Source organism: Spiroplasma endosymbiont of Lasioglossum malachurum (genome assembly GCF_964020065.1).
In the GTDB taxonomy this organism is placed as follows: domain Bacteria; phylum Bacillota_I; class Bacilli_A; order Mycoplasmatales; family VBWQ01; genus Spiroplasma_E.
Map to the genome: position 1 here is coordinate 431923 of NZ_OZ026534.1, position 17326 is coordinate 449248.

Genomic DNA, 17326 nt, shown 5'->3' on the forward strand with positions numbered 1-17326 from the left:
AAATTAGCACCCTTATTATGGTGCTAATCTAATAATATTTTTATAATATTTTATTATCTTGATTTTTTGTTCATAGTAAAGCTAATGAAATAATAGCAGCAGCAATACAACCATAAAAGTAATAAAATACATAATCTCAGTTTTCATTACCAATACCAGCAATTACTACTTTTGAAAAAAGAGCATCACCAAGAAAATAACCAGATAATCCTGTAAATCCTGAAGCAGTAGCAGCTGCTTTCTTATTTGTTAGTTCAATAGCAGTAGCACCAATCATCGCTTGTGGCATATAAATACCAAAACCAGCAATCATTAAAGCAGTAATAAGCATAGGCATATTACCACGAGGAGCAACTTGCAATAAAACTAGTCCACAAAGTGCAATTAATAATCCAAATATCATTAATGGTGCTTTACGATTATTAAAAAATCACTTAGCAAAATATGCTGCAGAAATACCACCAAATAAACCAGATAATTCAAAACAGGCAGCAAATCATTTACTGTGTTTTAAATCTAAGCCATGAATATCTTTCATTAAAATTAATGTTCATCCTGCCAGTCCTTGTCGTACAACATATACTCAAATATTAGCAAATGCTAATATTCATAAAAATTTATTTTTTAAAATATATTTTACAAAAATTTCTTTTCAATTAAGTTCTACTCTTTCTTCTTTATGCTCTAGAACACCTTTTCATTTTTCAACAGTAGGTAACCCTTCTGCTTCGGGGCGATCACGCAATCCTCATAAACATAATGGAATCATAGCTAAAGCAAAAATACTAGGAATTCAAAAATATAAACCATAAATTGTTCCACCCGGATCAAGTAATGTTACTAAAGAAATAACAACAACCGGTAATAAAGCAGCACCAATATTTTGTCCTGAGTTTCAAATTCCAATACGTCCCGAACGTTCTTTATCAGTAAATCAATGAGAAAATAGTCTAGCTGTAGCTGGTCAGCCCATGCCTTGGAAAACAGCTAACATCGCAATCAAACTCAACATCATTACAAATGGGCCAACACTAATTTTAGTTCCAGCAAAAGCAACTACACCACCCATAATAATATTTAAAATAGAAGAAACAAATAATCCAAAAATCATGATTACTCTTCCTGAACTACGGTCAGCAACATTTCCAACAATAAATTTAGCACCACCATAAACAACGGCAAAAATTGTTCCCATTAAAGCATACTCCATTTTAGTTATGCTACCATTGCTTTCTAAAGCAGAACCCGCTACTGTATACGCTTGACGAGTAAAGTAGTAAAGAATATATGATAAAATGCTAAAACTAAAAACTTGATTACGTAAAATAATAAATTTTTTATTAATTTGCTTTAAGTCTTCACTAAAAATTTCTTTTTTTGCAGGTGGCTTAAAAACACATGCAAGTCTATTAAAAACAGACATTTTTTTTACTCTCCTTCTAAAAGGATGCATAAATTATAGTAACCCAAATAACCTGCTCTTAAAAACTTAATATAAACATACTTTAACACATAGGTTTTTACAATTTTTGTTTTTGTGGAAAAATAAATAATATTAAAAATTAAAAAATAACTCTCTACCAAACTATTTTTTTGAAATACCATAAATAAATATTAACTCTACACCTTTTAAAATTCATTTACATTTATTTATTAAACAGTTTTGTAAAATGTACTAATAATTTATTTTTCCCCTTCTCAAATTGTTTAGTCCTAACCTATATACTTCAGATTATAACAGATATATTCTAAAATTGAAAAGATATTTCTTTAATTTTAAAAAAAATAATTTACAATTTTCTTATGAATTTATTCTAAAAAAATTATAAATTTTTATATAGTAATAACTAAAATTAAAAAAATTATTTTATCGTTTAATGTTTTAAAAATTAAAACTAATGATAGAATTAAACCATAAAATAAATTAAAAGAAAAGGTAATGAACACATGCATAATGAAAGCAAAATACAACATATTAATTCTATAAAAGAAGTTGAGCAACTTTTACAATCAAAAAAAATAACAGTAATTGATTTTTCAGCAGAATGATGTGGTCCTTGTAAAATGTTAGGGCCAAGATTTGAAAATGTTGCTAATGACGAAAAACACAAAAATATTAATTTTATTAAAGTTGATGTTGACAAAGCTAAAGAACTAGCAAAAGATTATGAAATCCAATCAATTCCAACATTAATTTATTTTAATAAAGAAGGAAAAGAAGTTAAAAAAACTTTTGGTTTAGTTTCTGAAAAAGATATGACTAATATTATCGAAGAAATAGGAAAATAAGGTATTTATAATGGCTATTAAATTAATTGTTCTTGATTTAGATGGAACTTTATTGAAAAGTAGATGAAAAATTCATCCTAAAAATCTAATTGCAATTCAAAAAGCATATCAAAAAAATATTAAAGTTATTATTGCAACAGGAAGAGCACCAAGTTCAACCATTGATATTGCAAAATCATGTTTAATGCATGAAAAAACCGGTCATATTATTTGTTATAATGGTGGTAACATCCTTGATATTACTAATGATAATAGATTAGATATATTGTATGAAAAATCATTAACAAAAGAACAAATACAAACAATAGTTAAATTTGCTAATAAAAATAATTTAGCAATGTGAGGATATAGTACCGATAATAAAACAGGCTTAATTAATCGCAGATCACTAAAAGTTAAAATTATGGAAAATTTTAATAACCTACCAACTAAACAAATTGATGAGAATACCGATGAGGGTATGTATAAAATTTTATTATTTTGTAAAAAGAAAAAACAAGTTAATACAATTTTAGAACAATTAAATATGCTAAATTGTAAAGGTAAGTGCAACTAAATTATTTTTCTATCCAAATATTCGATTGGTGAAAGATAATTTAATATTTTTCTCGGTCTTTGATTTAAAGACAATATAAATTTATGAACTTCATTTTTATTAGTTTTTGAAAAAATAAATTTTTTAGGAAATTTTTCTCTAATTAAACCATTAGTATTTTCATTAGTACCTCTTTGTCAAGGTGAATATGGATTGGCAAAATAAATTTTTACATTTAAATTTTTTTCAAGTTGTTGTCAATTTGAAAATTCTTTGCCACGATCAAAAGTAATAGTTTTAACAATGTTTTTAGGAAGAATTGATAAATAATAACTGACATTTTTATTAATAACTTTAGTAGTTCTGTTTTTAACTAATATTGCTAAAGTAAATCGTGATACTCTTTCAACTAAAGTTATTAAACATGATTTGCTTTTGCCTCTTGATGATACTATAGTATCTCCTTCTCAATGACCAAGTGTTATACGATCATTAACATTTATATCTCGTTCTTTAATTGATTTACCATTAAACTTGCCACGATTTTCTTTAGATTTTCGTTTTTTACCTTTTCTTCTTAAATTTTTACTAGTAACTTTATCAAGCATTCCAAAATAAATTCAAGTATAAATTGTTTTAAAACTAATAACTCACTCTTTATGAAAATTTTTAATTCTGCCATAAATTTGTTCAGGTGATCAACCTAATAGTAATTTTTGTTGTACATATTTTACTAAATTCTTATTTTTAAACTTATGAAAACTAATATGTGATTGTTTTCGATTTTCAGCTTTATTTTGTGCAATTAATGAAAAATAATGATTATTATCTTTATTTCTATTAATTTCTCGAATAATAGTACTAATACTTCGATTAAGATTTTTAGCTATTTCACTAATTTTAAATTTAAATTTCAATTGATTCTCAATATAAATCCTTTCATCTATGCCAAGATGTTTATAACTCATATAAAAACTCCTTACTTTTTTCTAAACTAAATTTAGCATTATGAAATTTTTATATGAGAATTTTTTGCAATTTTATTTACTTGCACTTACAAGTATAATTCAGCTAAATAAAAAAAATTAGCACCCTTATTATGGTGCTAATCTAATAATATTTTTATAATATTTTATTATCTTGATTTTTTGTTCATAGTAAAGCTAATGAAATAATAGCAGCAGCAATACAACCATAAAAGTAATAAAATACATAATCTCAGTTTTCATTACCAATACCAGCAATTACTACTTTTGAAAAAAGAGCATCACCAAGAAAATAACCAGATAATCCTGTAAATCCTGAAGCAGTAGCAGCTGCTTTCTTATTTGTTAGTTCAATAGCAGTAGCACCAATCATCGCTTGTGGCATATAAATACCAAAACCAGCAATCATTAAAGCAGTAATAAGCATAGGCATATTACCACGAGGAGCAACTTGCAATAAAACTAGTCCACAAAGTGCAATTAATAATCCAAATATCATTAATGGTGCTTTACGATTATTAAAAAATCACTTAGCAAAATATGCTGCAGAAATACCACCAAATAAACCAGATAATTCAAAACAGGCAGCAAATCATTTACTGTGTTTTAAATCTAAGCCATGAATATCTTTCATTAAAATTAATGTTCATCCTGCCAGTCCTTGTCGTACAACATATACTCAAATATTAGCAAATGCTAATATTCATAAAAATTTATTTTTTAAAATATATTTTACAAAAATTTCTTTTCAATTAAGTTCTACTCTTTCTTCTTTATGTTCTAGAACACCTTTTCATTTTTCAACAGTAGGTAACCCTTCTGCTTCGGGGCGATCACGCAATCCTCATAAACATAATGGAATCATAGCTAAAGCAAAAATACTAGGAATTCAAAAATATAAACCATAAATTGTTCCACCCGGATCAAGTAATGTTACTAAAGAAATAACAACAACCGGTAATAAAGCAGCACCAATATTTTGTCCTGAGTTTCAAATTCCAATACGTCCCGAACGTTCTTTATCAGTAAATCAATGAGAAAATAGTCTAGCTGTAGCTGGTCAGCCCATGCCTTGGAAAACAGCTAACATCGCAATCAAACTCAACATCATTACAAATGGGCCAACACTAATTTTAGTTCCAGCAAAAGCAACTACACCACCCATAATAATATTTAAAATAGAAGAAACAAATAATCCAAAAATCATGATTACTCTTCCTGAACTACGGTCAGCAACATTTCCAACAATAAATTTAGCACCACCATAAACAACAGCAAAAATTGTTCCCATTAAAGCATACTCCATTTTAGTTATGCTACCATTGCTTTCTAAAGCAGAACCCGCTACTGTATACGCTTGACGAGTAAAGTAGTAAAGAATATATGATAAAATGCTAAAACTAAAAACTTGATTACGTAAAATAATAAATTTTTTATTAATTTGCTTTAAGTCTTCACTAAAAATTTCTTTTTTTGCAGGTGGCTTAAAAACACATGCAAGTCTATTAAAAACAGACATTTTTTTTACTCTCCTTCTAAAAGGATGCATAAATTATAGTAACCCAAATAACCTGCTCTTAAAAACTTAATATAAACATACTTTAACACATAGGTTTTTACAATTTTTGTTTTTGTGGAAAAATAAATAATATTAAAAATTAAAAAATAACTCTCTACCAAACTATTTTTTTGAAATACCATAAATAAATATTAACTCTACACCTTTTAAAATTCATTTACATTTATTTATTAAACAGTTTTGTAAAATGTACTAATAATTTATTTTTCCCCTTCTCAAATTGTTTAGTCCTAACCTATATACTTCAAATTATAACAGATATATTCTAAAATTGAAAAGATATTTCTTTAATTTTAAAAAAAATAATTTACAATTTTCTTATGAATTTATTCTAAAAAAATTATAAATTTTTATATAGTAATAACTAAAATTAAAAAAATTATTTTATCGTTTAATGTTTTAAAAATTAAAACTAATGATAGAATTAAACTATAAAATAAATTAAAAGAAAAGGTAATGAACACATGCATAATGAAAGCAAAATACAACATATTAATTCTATAAAAGAAGTTGAGCAACTTTTACAATCAAAAAAAATAACAGTAATTGATTTTTCAGCAGAATGATGTGGTCCTTGTAAAATGTTAGGGCCAAGATTTGAAAATGTTGCTAATGACGAAAAACACAAAAATATTAATTTTATTAAAGTTGATGTTGACAAAGCTAAAGAACTAGCAAAAGATTATGAAATCCAATCAATTCCAACATTAATTTATTTTAATAAAGAAGGAAAAGAAGTTAAAAAAACTTTTGGTTTAGTTTCTGAAAAAGATATGACTAATATTATCGAAGAAATAGGAAAATAAGGTATTTATAATGGCTATTAAATTAATTGTTCTTGATTTAGATGGAACTTTATTGAAAAGTAGATGAAAAATTCATCCTAAAAATCTAATTGCAATTCAAAAAGCATATCAAAAAAATATTAAAGTTATTATTGCAACAGGAAGAGCACCAAGTTCAACCATTGATATTGCAAAATCATGTTTAATGCATGAAAAAACCGGTCATATTATTTGTTATAATGGTGGTAACATCCTTGATATTACTAATGATAATAGATTAGATATATTGTATGAAAAATCATTAACAAAAGAACAAATACAAAAAATAGTTAAATTTGCTAATAAAAATAATTTAGCAATGTGAGGATATAGTACCGATAATAAAACAGGCTTAATTAATCGCAGATCACTAAAAGTTAAAATTATGGAAAATTTTAATAACCTACCAACTAAACAAATTGATGAGAATACCGATGAGGGTATGTATAAAATTTTATTATTTTGTAAAAAGAAAAAACAAGTTAATACAATTTTAGAACAATTAAATACTATAAAAGATTTAGAACTTGCTACTTCTTCTCATAGTGTTATCGAAATTAATCCAATTGGTGTTAATAAAGCTGCTGCTGTACAATTTTTATGCAAAAAATGAAATATTACTCCTGACCAAGTACTAGCTTGTGGTGATGGTATGAATGATTATAAATTAATAAAATGGGCTAAATATGGTATTGCAATGCAAAATGCTCATCCTAATTTAAAAGAAATAGCATATGATGTTACTAGTAAAAATACTTGTGGTGGTGTTGCAAAAGCTATCGATAAATATGTATTTCCTAAATCAGAGTTTGAATAAATAATAGTTTAATTTTTTAATATAGTTTATTATCAAATATAACTTTAAAAATGCTGGTAATTGTCCAGCATTTTTAATTCAATATCTTTTATACTTAAATAAATATTTTTCAAATTTGCATTCTTTTAATATAAACTAACTATTCATTGAATTATTAAAAGTAGCTTTATCTAATACTATAGAAAAAATAAGACTATCATTATAAAAAAATGAATCTTCACCAATTCAAAATTTAATGTAAATACCAGAAGAATCATGTCAAATAAAAACAGATGAATTAATATATGCATGTCACATAAAACCACTTACAGAAAAATTATTTTGAATTTTAGCAGAATTATCAATCGCTTCTGTTATATCTTTTGTGCTAATTTTAATATTATGTTTTTGAGTACTTTGACTTGAATCACTAGCAGAAATAAAAGAATTATTATCAAAGCTGATACTAGGAAATAAAGTAGTAAAATCATCCCAAGATTTAGCATAGTCAGTTCAATTTGAAAATATATTTTTTTGCTCACTATTATAAACATTTGTAGAATCTGTTCCATTATAATTAGTAGTATAATTAAAATTTACATTTTGTGTAATATTATCATTTTTAAATTTATTATAATAAATTTCAATTAAATTATTATTATCAAAAATATAGTTTAATGAATAGTTCTTGTCACTAATATTAAATGGAAGATTATAAATAAAATTATAAATATCTTTATTATGCTAAATTGTAAAGGTAAGTGCAACTAAATTATTTTTCTATCCAAATATTCGATTGGTGAAAGATAATTTAATATTTTTCTCGGTCTTTGATTTAAAGACAATATAAATTTATGAACTTCATTTTTATTAGTTTTTGAAAAAATAAATTTTTTAGGAAATTTTTCTCTAATTAAACCATTAGTATTTTCATTAGTACCTCTTTGTCAAGGTAAATATGGATTGGCAAAATAAATTTTTACATCTAAATTTTTTTCAAGTTGTTGTCAATTTGAAAATTCTTTACCACGATCAAAAGTAATAGTTTTAACAATGTTTTTAAGAAGAATTGATAAATAATAACTGACATTTTTATTAATAACTTTAGTAGTTCTGTTTTTAACTAATATTGCTAAAGTAAATCGTGATACTCTTTCAACTAAAGTTATTAAACATGATTTGCTTTTACCTCGTGATGATACTATAGTATCTCCTTCTCAATGACCAAGTGTTATACGATCATTAACATTTATATCTCATTCTTTAATTGATTTACCATTAAACTTGCCACGATTTTCTTTAGATTTTCGTTTTTTACCTTTTCTTCTTAAATTTTTACTAGTAACTTTATCAAGCATTCCAAAATAAATTTAAGTATAAATTGTTTTAAAACTAATAACTCATTGTTTATGAAAATTTTTAATTCTGCCATAAATTTGTTCAGGTGATCAACCTAATAGTAATTTTTGTTGTACATATTTTACTAAATTCTTATTTTTAAACTTATGAAAACTAATATGTGATTGTTTTCGATTTTCAGCTTTATTTTGTGCAATTAATGAAAAATAATGATTATTATCTTTATTTCTATTAATTTCTCGAATAATAGTACTAATACTTCGATTAAGATTTTTAGCTATTTCACTAATTTTAAATTTAAATTTCAATTGATTCTCAATATAAATCCTTTCATCTATGCCAAGATGTTTATAACTCATATAAAAACTCCTTACTTTTTTCTAAACTAAATTTAGCATTATGAAATTTTTATATGAGAATTTTTTGCAATTTTATTTACTTGCACTTACAAGTATAATTCAGCATCATTAAAAATTATTAGATAAATATTTATTTTAAATGTATTATATTAAATTTTGTATAGAAACCTTTAACTTTAAATTATAAAATTGATTTAGTTCTTTTATCGACATTATCTTTAAATAAATAAATATATGATAAAATGAAAATGAAATAAATTGTAGTAAGGAGTTTTTTTCATGGCAAATAAACCAAAAAGCAGTGTTTATAATGAATCATCAATTCAAATTTTAGAAGGTCTAGAAGCAGTTAGAAAAAGACCTGGAATGTATATTGGTTCTACTGATAATCGTGGTCTTCATCATCTAGTTTGAGAAATTGTTGATAATGGTATTGATGAAGCATTAGCTGGCTTTTGTACTAGTATTGTTGTTACTATTAATTTTGATAAGTCAGTTACTGTTGAAGACAATGGTCGTGGTGTTCCAACTGGTATGCATGCTTCAAAAAAAAGTACTCCCGAAGTTATTTATACGGTTTTACATGCTGGTGGAAAATTTGACACTAATAGTTATAAAACCTCGGGTGGTTTACATGGTGTTGGTGCTTCAGTAGTAAATGCTTTAAGTAATTGAATGATTGTTACTATTCATCGTGATAAAAAAATTCATGAAATTAAATTTAAAAATGGTGGTAAGATTGATCAAAGTTTAAAAATGATTGGTAGCACTTATAAAACAGGAACTAGGGTACAATTTTTACCAGATTTTCATCGTGTTTTTCTAGGTTGTGATTGAAATGTTCATTTATTTGAACAACATTTACGTGAAAGTGCTTTTTTAATTAATGATTTAAGTATTCAATTAATTGATAAGAGGACAGGTACTGAAGAAACTTTTCATTATGAAAATGGCTTAGTTGCTTTCATGCAATATTTAAATAAAGATAAAAAAAATTTATCACCAATTGTTAGTTTAAAAGGTAAACAAAATAATATTGACGTTGAAATTGTATTACAATATACTGAAGATTATAGTGAAACGTTAGTAGGGTTTGCTAATAATGTTAAAACTGTTGATGGTGGAAGTCATTTAGTTGGTTTTAAAAGTGGTTTAACGAAAGCTATTAATGAATATGCAAGAAAACAAGAATTATTAAAAGCAAAAGATAAAAATTTAGAAGGTAATGATTTGCGAGAAGGTTTGGTTGCTATTGTTTCGTTGCGTATTCCTGAAAATTTAATTCAATATGAAGGTCAAACAAAAGGTAAATTAGGAACGCCCGAAGCAAGAATTGTTGTTGATAATATTGTTAATGAAAGATTTTCATTTTGACTTCACGAAAATAGTGATGTTGCTAAAAAAATTATTGATAAAACCATTAAGGCTCGTGATATTCGTAATGCTTTAAGAAAAGAACGCGAATCATTGCGTAATAAAAGTAAAGATACGCAAAAATTTTTAGTAGGTAAATTGGTGCCTGCACAAAGTAAAAATCCTAACATTAATGAATTATTTTTAGTGGAAGGAGATTCCGCTGGTGGCAGTGCCAAGTCAGGTCGTGATCGTAAGTTCCAAGCGATATTACCGTTAAAAGGAAAAGTAATTAATGCCGAAAAAACTAAAGTAATTGATCTTTTTAATAATGAGGAAATTAGTATGATTATTAATGCGATTGGTGCTGGTGTTGGTAACGAATTTAGTATTGAAAATTGTAATTATAATAAAGTCATTATTATGACTGATGCCGATACTGATGGTGCCCATATTCAAATTTTATTACTAACTTTTTTCTATCGTTATATGTGAGATTTAATTACTTCGGGTAATATTTATATTGCATTACCGCCTTTATTTAAAATTTCTTTTAAAGAAGAAGAGCAAGAGAAACATGTATATGTTTGAAATGAGTTAGAATTAAAAGATAAAGTTGAAACAATTAAAGGTAAATATGACCTGCAACGTTATAAAGGTTTAGGAGAAATGAATGCTGAACAATTATGAGAAACAACTATGGATCCAAATGTCCGTCAATTAATTAAAATTACTATTGAGGATGCTCTATCAGCAGAAACAGAAATTCAAATATTAATGGGTGATAAACCAGAAAAAAGACGAAAATGAATTGAAGAAAATATTTCTTTTGAAGCTAGTGATTATTAAGAAAAAGGAGTTTATAAGTTATGAATAGTAAAGAAGAGATTCAACAAAATAATGAACAAATTTTATCTTATCCTATTGATGATATTGTTGCAGAACGTTTTGGTCGATATGCCAAATATATTATTTTAGAACGAGCATTGCCCGATATCCGTGATGGTTTGAAACCAGTTCAACGTCGAATTTTGCATGCTATGAATGATTTGGGTTTAACCAATGATAAAGCATATAAAAAAGCAGCTCGTGTTGTTGGAGAAGTAATTGGTAAATATCATCCTCATGGTGATACAGCGGTTTATGCTGCTATGTGTAGAATGGCACAAGAGTGAAAGGTAGCATGACCATTAGTACAAATGCATGGTAATAAAGGTTCAATTGATGGTGATAATCCTGCTGCGATGCGATATACAGAAGCGCGTTTATCATTAATTTCAGAATTATTATTGAAGGATATTAAGAAAAATACTGTTAGTTTAATTAAAAATTTTGATGAATCAGAAACAGAACCAACAGTTTTACCTGCCTATTTTCCAAATTTATTAGTAAATGGTGCTTCTGGAATTGCTGTTGGAATGGCAACTAATATTCCACCTCATAATTTACAAGAAGTAATTAATGCAATTGTCATGAGAATAAATAATCCACAATGTAATTTAAGCGAATTAATGCGTGTTATTAAGGGTCCTGACTTTCCAACCGGAGGAATTATTCAAGGTATTAAAGGTATTAAAGAAGCTTATCGTTCTGGTAAAGGGCGAATTGCAATTCGTGCTAAAACTCATATTAATAATGAAGGTGAAATTCCACAAATAATTATTACCGAAATTCCATTTGAAGTTATTAAACAAGATTTGATTAAAAAAATTGATGATGTTAAAACATTAGCAAAAATTCATGGTATTAAAGAAGTACGTGATGAAACGGATCGTTTTGGTTTACGAATAGTTATTGATTTAGTAGAAGATAGTAAACCGCAAGAAATTTTAAATTATTTATTTAAAAATACCAATTTACAAATTTATTATAACTTTAATTTAGTAGCAATCGCTAACAAAAAACCAGTACAAATGAGTTTAATTAATATGTTAGATTTTTATATTAATCATCAAATTGATGTTGTTACTAAGCGTTCACAATATGACTTAGCACAATTAGAACGAAGATTAGAGATTGTTAATGGTTTAGTTATTGCATTAAGTGAAGTTGATAAAGTAATTAAAATTATTAGAACATCAACTGACCGTATGCAAGCAAAATTAAATTTAATATCAGCTTTTAATTTTACTGATATTCAAGCAGAAGCAATTGTACAATTGCGTTTATATCGTTTAACTGCTACTGATATTCAATCATTAGTTTTAGAAAAAGCAGATATTGAAAGTAAAATTATTGTTTTACAAGAAATTCTTAATAATGAAAATTCACTACGTCAAGTTATTATTACTGAGTTAGAACAAATTAATTCTCATTTTTCTGGATTAAGAAAATCACAAATTCAAGGTGAAATTTCTGAAATTACAATTGATGAAAAAGCAACATTGCGACAAGAAAATGTATTTGTTAGTATTAGTTATGATGGTTGAATTAAGGTAATAAGTAGTAAAGTATTTTTACAAAATCTTGATTATCAAGATTTTGGACGTAAGCCAAATGATGTTATTATTGGTGGAGCAATGTTCAATAATTTTAATAATTTATTATTTTTTACAAATAAAGGTAATTATTTTTTAATACCAATTTTTAAATTAGAAGAAAATAAATGAAAAGATAATGGTATTCATGTTAATACGTTATGTAAACTTGAAGGAAATGAAAAAATTATTAGTGTTGCGCAAGTTAATAGTTTTGAACAGCCAAATGTAAATATAGTAGTCGCTACTAGATATGGTTTAATTAAAAGAATGCCACTTTTAGAGTTAGCAACTACTAGATTTAATAAAACCGCCAAATATGTTAAGTTAAAAGAGAACGATAGTGTTATTAGTGTTAATAGTACTACCGGTCATGATTTTATTGTTATTAGTACTCGCAAGGGTATGACTTTAAAATATTTAGAAACGAAAGTTCCATTATTAACTAAAACTGCAACAGGTGTTAAAGCTTTGAAAATTAATTCTGAAGAAGATGAAGTGGTAGGAATGGCTTGTGGTAATAGTAATGATATTTATGCAATGTTAACATCAGTTGGAACAATTAAACGAATGTTATTCAATACTATTGAACAAACTTCACGAACAACAAAAGGTAATAAAGTAATAAAAGTTCCTAAAAGTAAAAGTATTAGTATTATTAAAACCTTCTTATCACCAGCAACATCTTTTATTAATATATTAACGAAAAAAGAAAAATGATTAGTGATTAAAGCAAGTGACATTAATCTTAGCAAGGTAAATGAAGGAACTGGCAAAGTAGTTGCTGATGATATTATTGCTGGTGGTAATAATTTAGTGATTGATTTAAAAACTGATGTTATTGATGCTGATATATCATCAATATCAGAAAATTTTAATACAAAAGAAAGCAACAATGGTATTTAAAATAAACTTTTTTATTGAAAATTATGAACTTTTTTAAAGAATTAGTTTTTTTGATTTTCATAATATAAATTTAAATAATAATTTTAGTTAAGAGTGAATAGGATAGGACTTATATCAATGCTACTATTATTATAGTAGTGATTTAAGGAGGAAGTATAGATGACAAATAATATTATTAAATATCAATCTCTAATTAATGGTGAGTTGTATGAAAATGGTAATTGAATATCAGTTATTAACCCCACTACTAATAAAATAGCAGGCCAAGTTCCTGCCTTAACTAAAGTTGAAATTAAAAAAGTATATGAATTTGCAAAATTTGCTCAAAAAAATTGAGAACAAATGCCTATTTTAAAAAGAATTTCTTTTTTAAATTCTTGAAAACAATTAATTATTCGCGATAAATTAATACTTGCTGAATTAATGACCAATGAAATTGCTAAAGGCACAAAAGCGGCTTGCAGTGAAATTGATAGAACAGTTGAATATATTGAATATACTTTACAAGAAGCATTACGTCTTCATCCTGAATCTTATACAGGTGATAGTTGAGGAAGTATGAACAAATTAGCTATTTTTGAATACGTACCAAAAGGAATTGTTCTTGCTATTTCCCCTTTTAATTATCCGATAAATTTATCAGTCTCTAAAATATTTCCAGCACTTGTGACCGGTAATAGTGTTGTTTTTAAACCTGCAACACAAGGATCATTGGTGGGATTACACTTAGCTAAATTAGCCAAAGAAGCTAACATTCCTAATGGTGTTTTTAATGCTATAAGTGGTAAAGGTAGTGAAATTGGTGATAGTTTAGTTGAAAATGAAGCAATTAATGTTATTTCTTTTACTGGTAGTGCTGTTGTTGGTAATCGTATTTCACAGAAATCTTTAAAAGCTGATTTGATTTTAGAATTAGGAGGTAAAGATCCAGCAATAGTGCTTAATGATGCTGATCTTGAAGATACAGCAACCAAAATCATTAAAGGTGCATTTAGTTATTCAGGACAACGATGTACTGCTATTAAGAGAGTGTTAGTACAAAGAACAATTAGTAGCAAATTAATTCCAATTTTAAAAGAAAAAGTTGAAAAATTAACTGTTGGTTTGCCCACAGATGATTGTGATATTACTCCTGTTATTGATCAACCAACAGTTGATAATGCTAAAAAATTAATTAAAGATGCTTTAGATAAAGGAGCCAATTGTTTAATTGGTAATAAATTTAAAGAAAATTTAATGTGACCAACTATTATTACTGACGTAACAACAAAAATGAATTTAGCATGAGAAGAACCTTTTGCACCATTGTTGCCGATTATTATTTTTGATGAAGTAAAAGAAGCAATTAATATTACAAATGATTCACAATATGGTTTACAAGCTTCTGTTTTTACTACTAATATTAATAGTGCAATGAGTATTGGTAAATTATTAGAAGTTGGAAGTGTTAATATTAATGATCAGTCACAACGTGGTCCCGATCACTTTTCTTTTGTTGGTGTTAAGGATTCAGGTCTTGGCGTACAAGGTATTCGTCCTTCGTTACTTGCTTTTACTAGACCAAAAGGGATTGTTATTAATTGAAAAACAAAAATTTAAAAGAAAAAATAAAACTTATTTTAATAAAAAAATAAGGCTAAATTGTAAAGGTAAGTGCAACTAAATTATTTTTCTATCCAAATATTCGATTGGTGAAAGATAATTTAATATTTTTCTCGGTCTTTGATTTAAAGACAATATAAATTTATGAACTTCATTTTTATTAGTTTTTGAAAAAATAAATTTTTTAGGAAATTTTTCTCTAATTAAACCATTAGTATTTTCATTAGTACCTCTTTGTCAAGGTGAATATGGATTGGCAAAATAAATTTTTACATTTAAATTTTTTTCAAGTTGTTGTCAATTTGAAAATTCTTTGCCACGATCAAAAGTAATAGTTTTAACAATGTTTTTAGGAAGAATTGATAAATAATAACTGACATTTTTATTAATAACTTTAGTAGTTTTGTTTTTAACTAATATTGCTAAAGTAAATCGTGATACTCTTTCAACTAAAGTTATTAAACATGATTTGCTTTTGCCTCTTGATGATACTATAGTATCTCCTTCTCAATGACCAAGTGTTATACGATCATTAACATTTATATCTCGTTCTTTAATTGATTTACCATTAAACTTGCCACGATTTTCTTTAGATTTTCGTTTTTTACCTTTTCTTCTTAAATTTTTACTAGTAACTTTATCAAGCATTCCAAAATAAATTCAAGTATAAATTGTTTTAAAACTAATAACTCACTCTTTATGAAAATTTTTAATTCTGCCATAAATTTGTTCAGGTGATCAACCTAATAGTAATTTTTGTTGTACATATTTTACTAAATTCTTATTTTTAAACTTATGAAAACTAATATGTGATTGTTTTCGATTTTCAGCTTTATTTTGTGCAATTAATGAAAAATAATGATTATTATCTTTATTTCTATTAATTTCTCGAATAATAGTACTAATACTTCGATTAAGATTTTTAGCTATTTCAATAATTTTAAATTTAAATTTCAATTGATTCTTAATATAAATCCTTTCATCTATGCCAAGATGTTTATAACTCATATAAAAACTCCTTACTTTTTTCTAAACTAAATTTAGCATTATGAAATTTTTATATGAGAATTTTTTGCAATTTTATTTATTTGCACTTACAAGTATAATTTAGCAAATAGTGGTAAGATAAAAATGTAATAAATTTTTGTCCTTGTTAATTAGATTTTTATTTTTTTAACATTCTTATATAAAAAGCATAATAAAAATATTACATATCATTGTAACTTTTATTTTAAAAAGTAAGTTATTAAAATAGTGCCGAGGATAAAGTACTGTTACATGAAATGCAAAAAATATGGAGGTAAATATGGCAAAACGAAAAATTGTCCTTGTTGGATGTGGAGCTGTTGGTAGTAGTTTTATTTACAGTGCCATTAATCAAGGTTTAGCCCAAGAATATGTATTAATTGATGCTTTTGAAGGAATAGCTGAAGGTAATGCGATTGATTTTGCTGATTGTCAAGCAGCTTTAGATCATCCTTTTATTTCAATTAAGGCTGGAAATTACAGTGATTGTAAAGATGCTGATATTATTGTTATTACTGCTGGAAGACCACAAAAAGATGGTGAAACAAGATTAAATATGGTAGCAGATAATGCCAAAATTATGAAGAGCATTGCTTTAGAAATTAAAAAATCAGGATTTAAAGGTGTTACTATTATTGCATCTAATCCTGTTGATATAATGACAACTGTTTATCAAAAAATTACACAATTTGATTATCATCAAGTATTAGGTTCTGGTACAATTTTAGATACCTTACGTTTACAATATTTAATTGGAGAAAAAATTGCAGTTAATCCAAAGTCAGTTGCTGCTTATGTAATTGGTGAACATGGTGATTCTTCAATGATTCCTTGAAGTTCGGTTTCGGTAGGTAATAAAACTATTTATCAACAAATTACTGAAGGTAGAATTAAAGAAAAAGATTTAGAAGAATTAAGAAAAGAAGTAGCACAAAGAGCTTATAAAATTATTAAATTAAAACGCGCAACTTTTTATGGTATTGGTGCAGCATTGGCATTATTAGTAAGAAATATCCTTGAAGGACAAAATCACGTTTTAGTAGCGGGTGCTTATTTACAAGGAGAATATGGACAGCAAGGTTTTTATATTGGTGTACCAACAATACTTTACGAAAAAGGTTGAAAAAGAGTAGTTCAGTTACCATTAACGAAAGAAGAGCAAACGGCATTTGATAAATCTTGTGCAATTATTAAAGAAACTTTAGAAACAGCTTTTGTTGCTATTAAATAAAAGA

At 26.1% G+C, this 17326-nt stretch carries 14 protein-coding genes; 8 read left to right on the forward strand and 6 right to left on the reverse strand.

The window, feature by feature from the left end; translation table 4 throughout:
- Positions 1-40: 40 nt before the first annotated feature.
- Positions 41-1423, reverse strand: coding sequence for an MFS transporter (locus AACK95_RS02480; RefSeq protein ID WP_338980605.1), 1383 nt, complete (start codon positions 1421-1423; stop codon positions 41-43).
- A 524-nt stretch (positions 1424-1947) separates the two neighbouring features.
- Here AACK95_RS02480 and trxA (AACK95_RS02485) point away from each other — a divergent pair.
- A complete protein-coding gene (gene trxA, locus AACK95_RS02485; protein ID WP_199188855.1) occupies positions 1948-2289 on the forward strand; it encodes a thioredoxin in 342 nt (113 codons plus the stop codon).
- Positions 2290-2299: 10 nt separating this feature from the next.
- Positions 2300-2845: an HAD family hydrolase gene (locus tag AACK95_RS02490; protein ID WP_338980606.1), complete on the forward strand. Its 546-nt coding sequence runs from the start codon at positions 2300-2302 to the stop codon at positions 2843-2845.
- Here the strand turns inward: AACK95_RS02490 and AACK95_RS02495 are convergent.
- Complete coding sequence (locus AACK95_RS02495; RefSeq protein WP_338979845.1) at positions 2842-3792, reverse strand: IS30 family transposase; 951 nt, start codon at positions 3790-3792, stop codon at positions 2842-2844. The two genes, AACK95_RS02490 and AACK95_RS02495, sit on opposite strands and share 4 nt — an antisense overlap.
- A gap of 154 nt (positions 3793-3946) precedes the next feature.
- On the reverse strand, positions 3947-5329 hold the full coding sequence (locus AACK95_RS02500; RefSeq protein ID WP_338980605.1) for an MFS transporter: 1383 nt from the start codon (positions 5327-5329) through the stop codon (positions 3947-3949).
- Positions 5330-5853: 524 nt separating this feature from the next.
- On the opposite strand from AACK95_RS02500, the gene trxA (AACK95_RS02505) reads away from it, so the two are divergent.
- Positions 5854-6195, forward strand: a complete 342-nt coding sequence (trxA, locus tag AACK95_RS02505; protein ID WP_199188855.1) for a thioredoxin — start codon at positions 5854-5856, stop codon at positions 6193-6195.
- 10 nt (positions 6196-6205) lie between these two features.
- Positions 6206-7030 (forward strand): HAD family hydrolase, encoded by an 825-nt coding sequence (locus AACK95_RS02510; protein ID WP_338980607.1) that lies wholly within the window; start codon positions 6206-6208, stop codon positions 7028-7030.
- A 746-nt stretch (positions 7031-7776) separates the two neighbouring features.
- Here AACK95_RS02510 and AACK95_RS02515 read toward each other — a convergent pair.
- Together AACK95_RS02515 and AACK95_RS02520 are read right to left on the reverse strand one after the other, a co-directional pair.
- The gene (locus AACK95_RS02515; protein WP_338980608.1) at positions 7777-8367 is read right to left on the reverse strand and encodes an IS30 family transposase; all 591 of its coding nucleotides are present in this window, start codon (positions 8365-8367) and stop codon (positions 7777-7779) included.
- Positions 8368-8379: 12 nt separating this feature from the next.
- Complete coding sequence (locus AACK95_RS02520) at positions 8380-8727, reverse strand: helix-turn-helix domain-containing protein (protein WP_338980609.1); 348 nt, start codon at positions 8725-8727, stop codon at positions 8380-8382.
- A gap of 279 nt (positions 8728-9006) precedes the next feature.
- On the opposite strand from AACK95_RS02520, the gene parE reads away from it, so the two are divergent.
- The 3 genes from parE to AACK95_RS02535 all read left to right on the forward strand — a co-directional run bounded on the left by parE (position 9007) and on the right by AACK95_RS02535 (position 15062).
- Positions 9007-10929 (forward strand): DNA topoisomerase IV subunit B, encoded by a 1923-nt coding sequence (gene parE, locus AACK95_RS02525; protein ID WP_338980610.1) that lies wholly within the window; start codon positions 9007-9009, stop codon positions 10927-10929.
- Between the two features lie 20 nt (positions 10930-10949).
- Positions 10950-13463: a DNA topoisomerase IV subunit A gene (parC, locus tag AACK95_RS02530; protein WP_338959200.1), complete on the forward strand. Its 2514-nt coding sequence runs from the start codon at positions 10950-10952 to the stop codon at positions 13461-13463.
- A 159-nt stretch (positions 13464-13622) separates the two neighbouring features.
- Positions 13623-15062 (forward strand): NADP-dependent glyceraldehyde-3-phosphate dehydrogenase, encoded by a 1440-nt coding sequence (locus AACK95_RS02535; RefSeq protein ID WP_338980611.1) that lies wholly within the window; start codon positions 13623-13625, stop codon positions 15060-15062.
- 60 nt (positions 15063-15122) lie between these two features.
- Here AACK95_RS02535 and AACK95_RS02540 read toward each other — a convergent pair whose 3' ends face one another.
- Complete coding sequence (locus tag AACK95_RS02540; protein ID WP_338980612.1) at positions 15123-16073, reverse strand: IS30 family transposase; 951 nt, start codon at positions 16071-16073, stop codon at positions 15123-15125.
- A 298-nt stretch (positions 16074-16371) separates the two neighbouring features.
- Between AACK95_RS02540 and AACK95_RS02545 the strand changes: the two genes are divergently transcribed.
- Positions 16372-17322, forward strand: coding sequence for an L-lactate dehydrogenase (locus AACK95_RS02545; protein WP_338980613.1), 951 nt, complete (start codon positions 16372-16374; stop codon positions 17320-17322).
- Positions 17323-17326 lie beyond the last annotated feature (4 nt).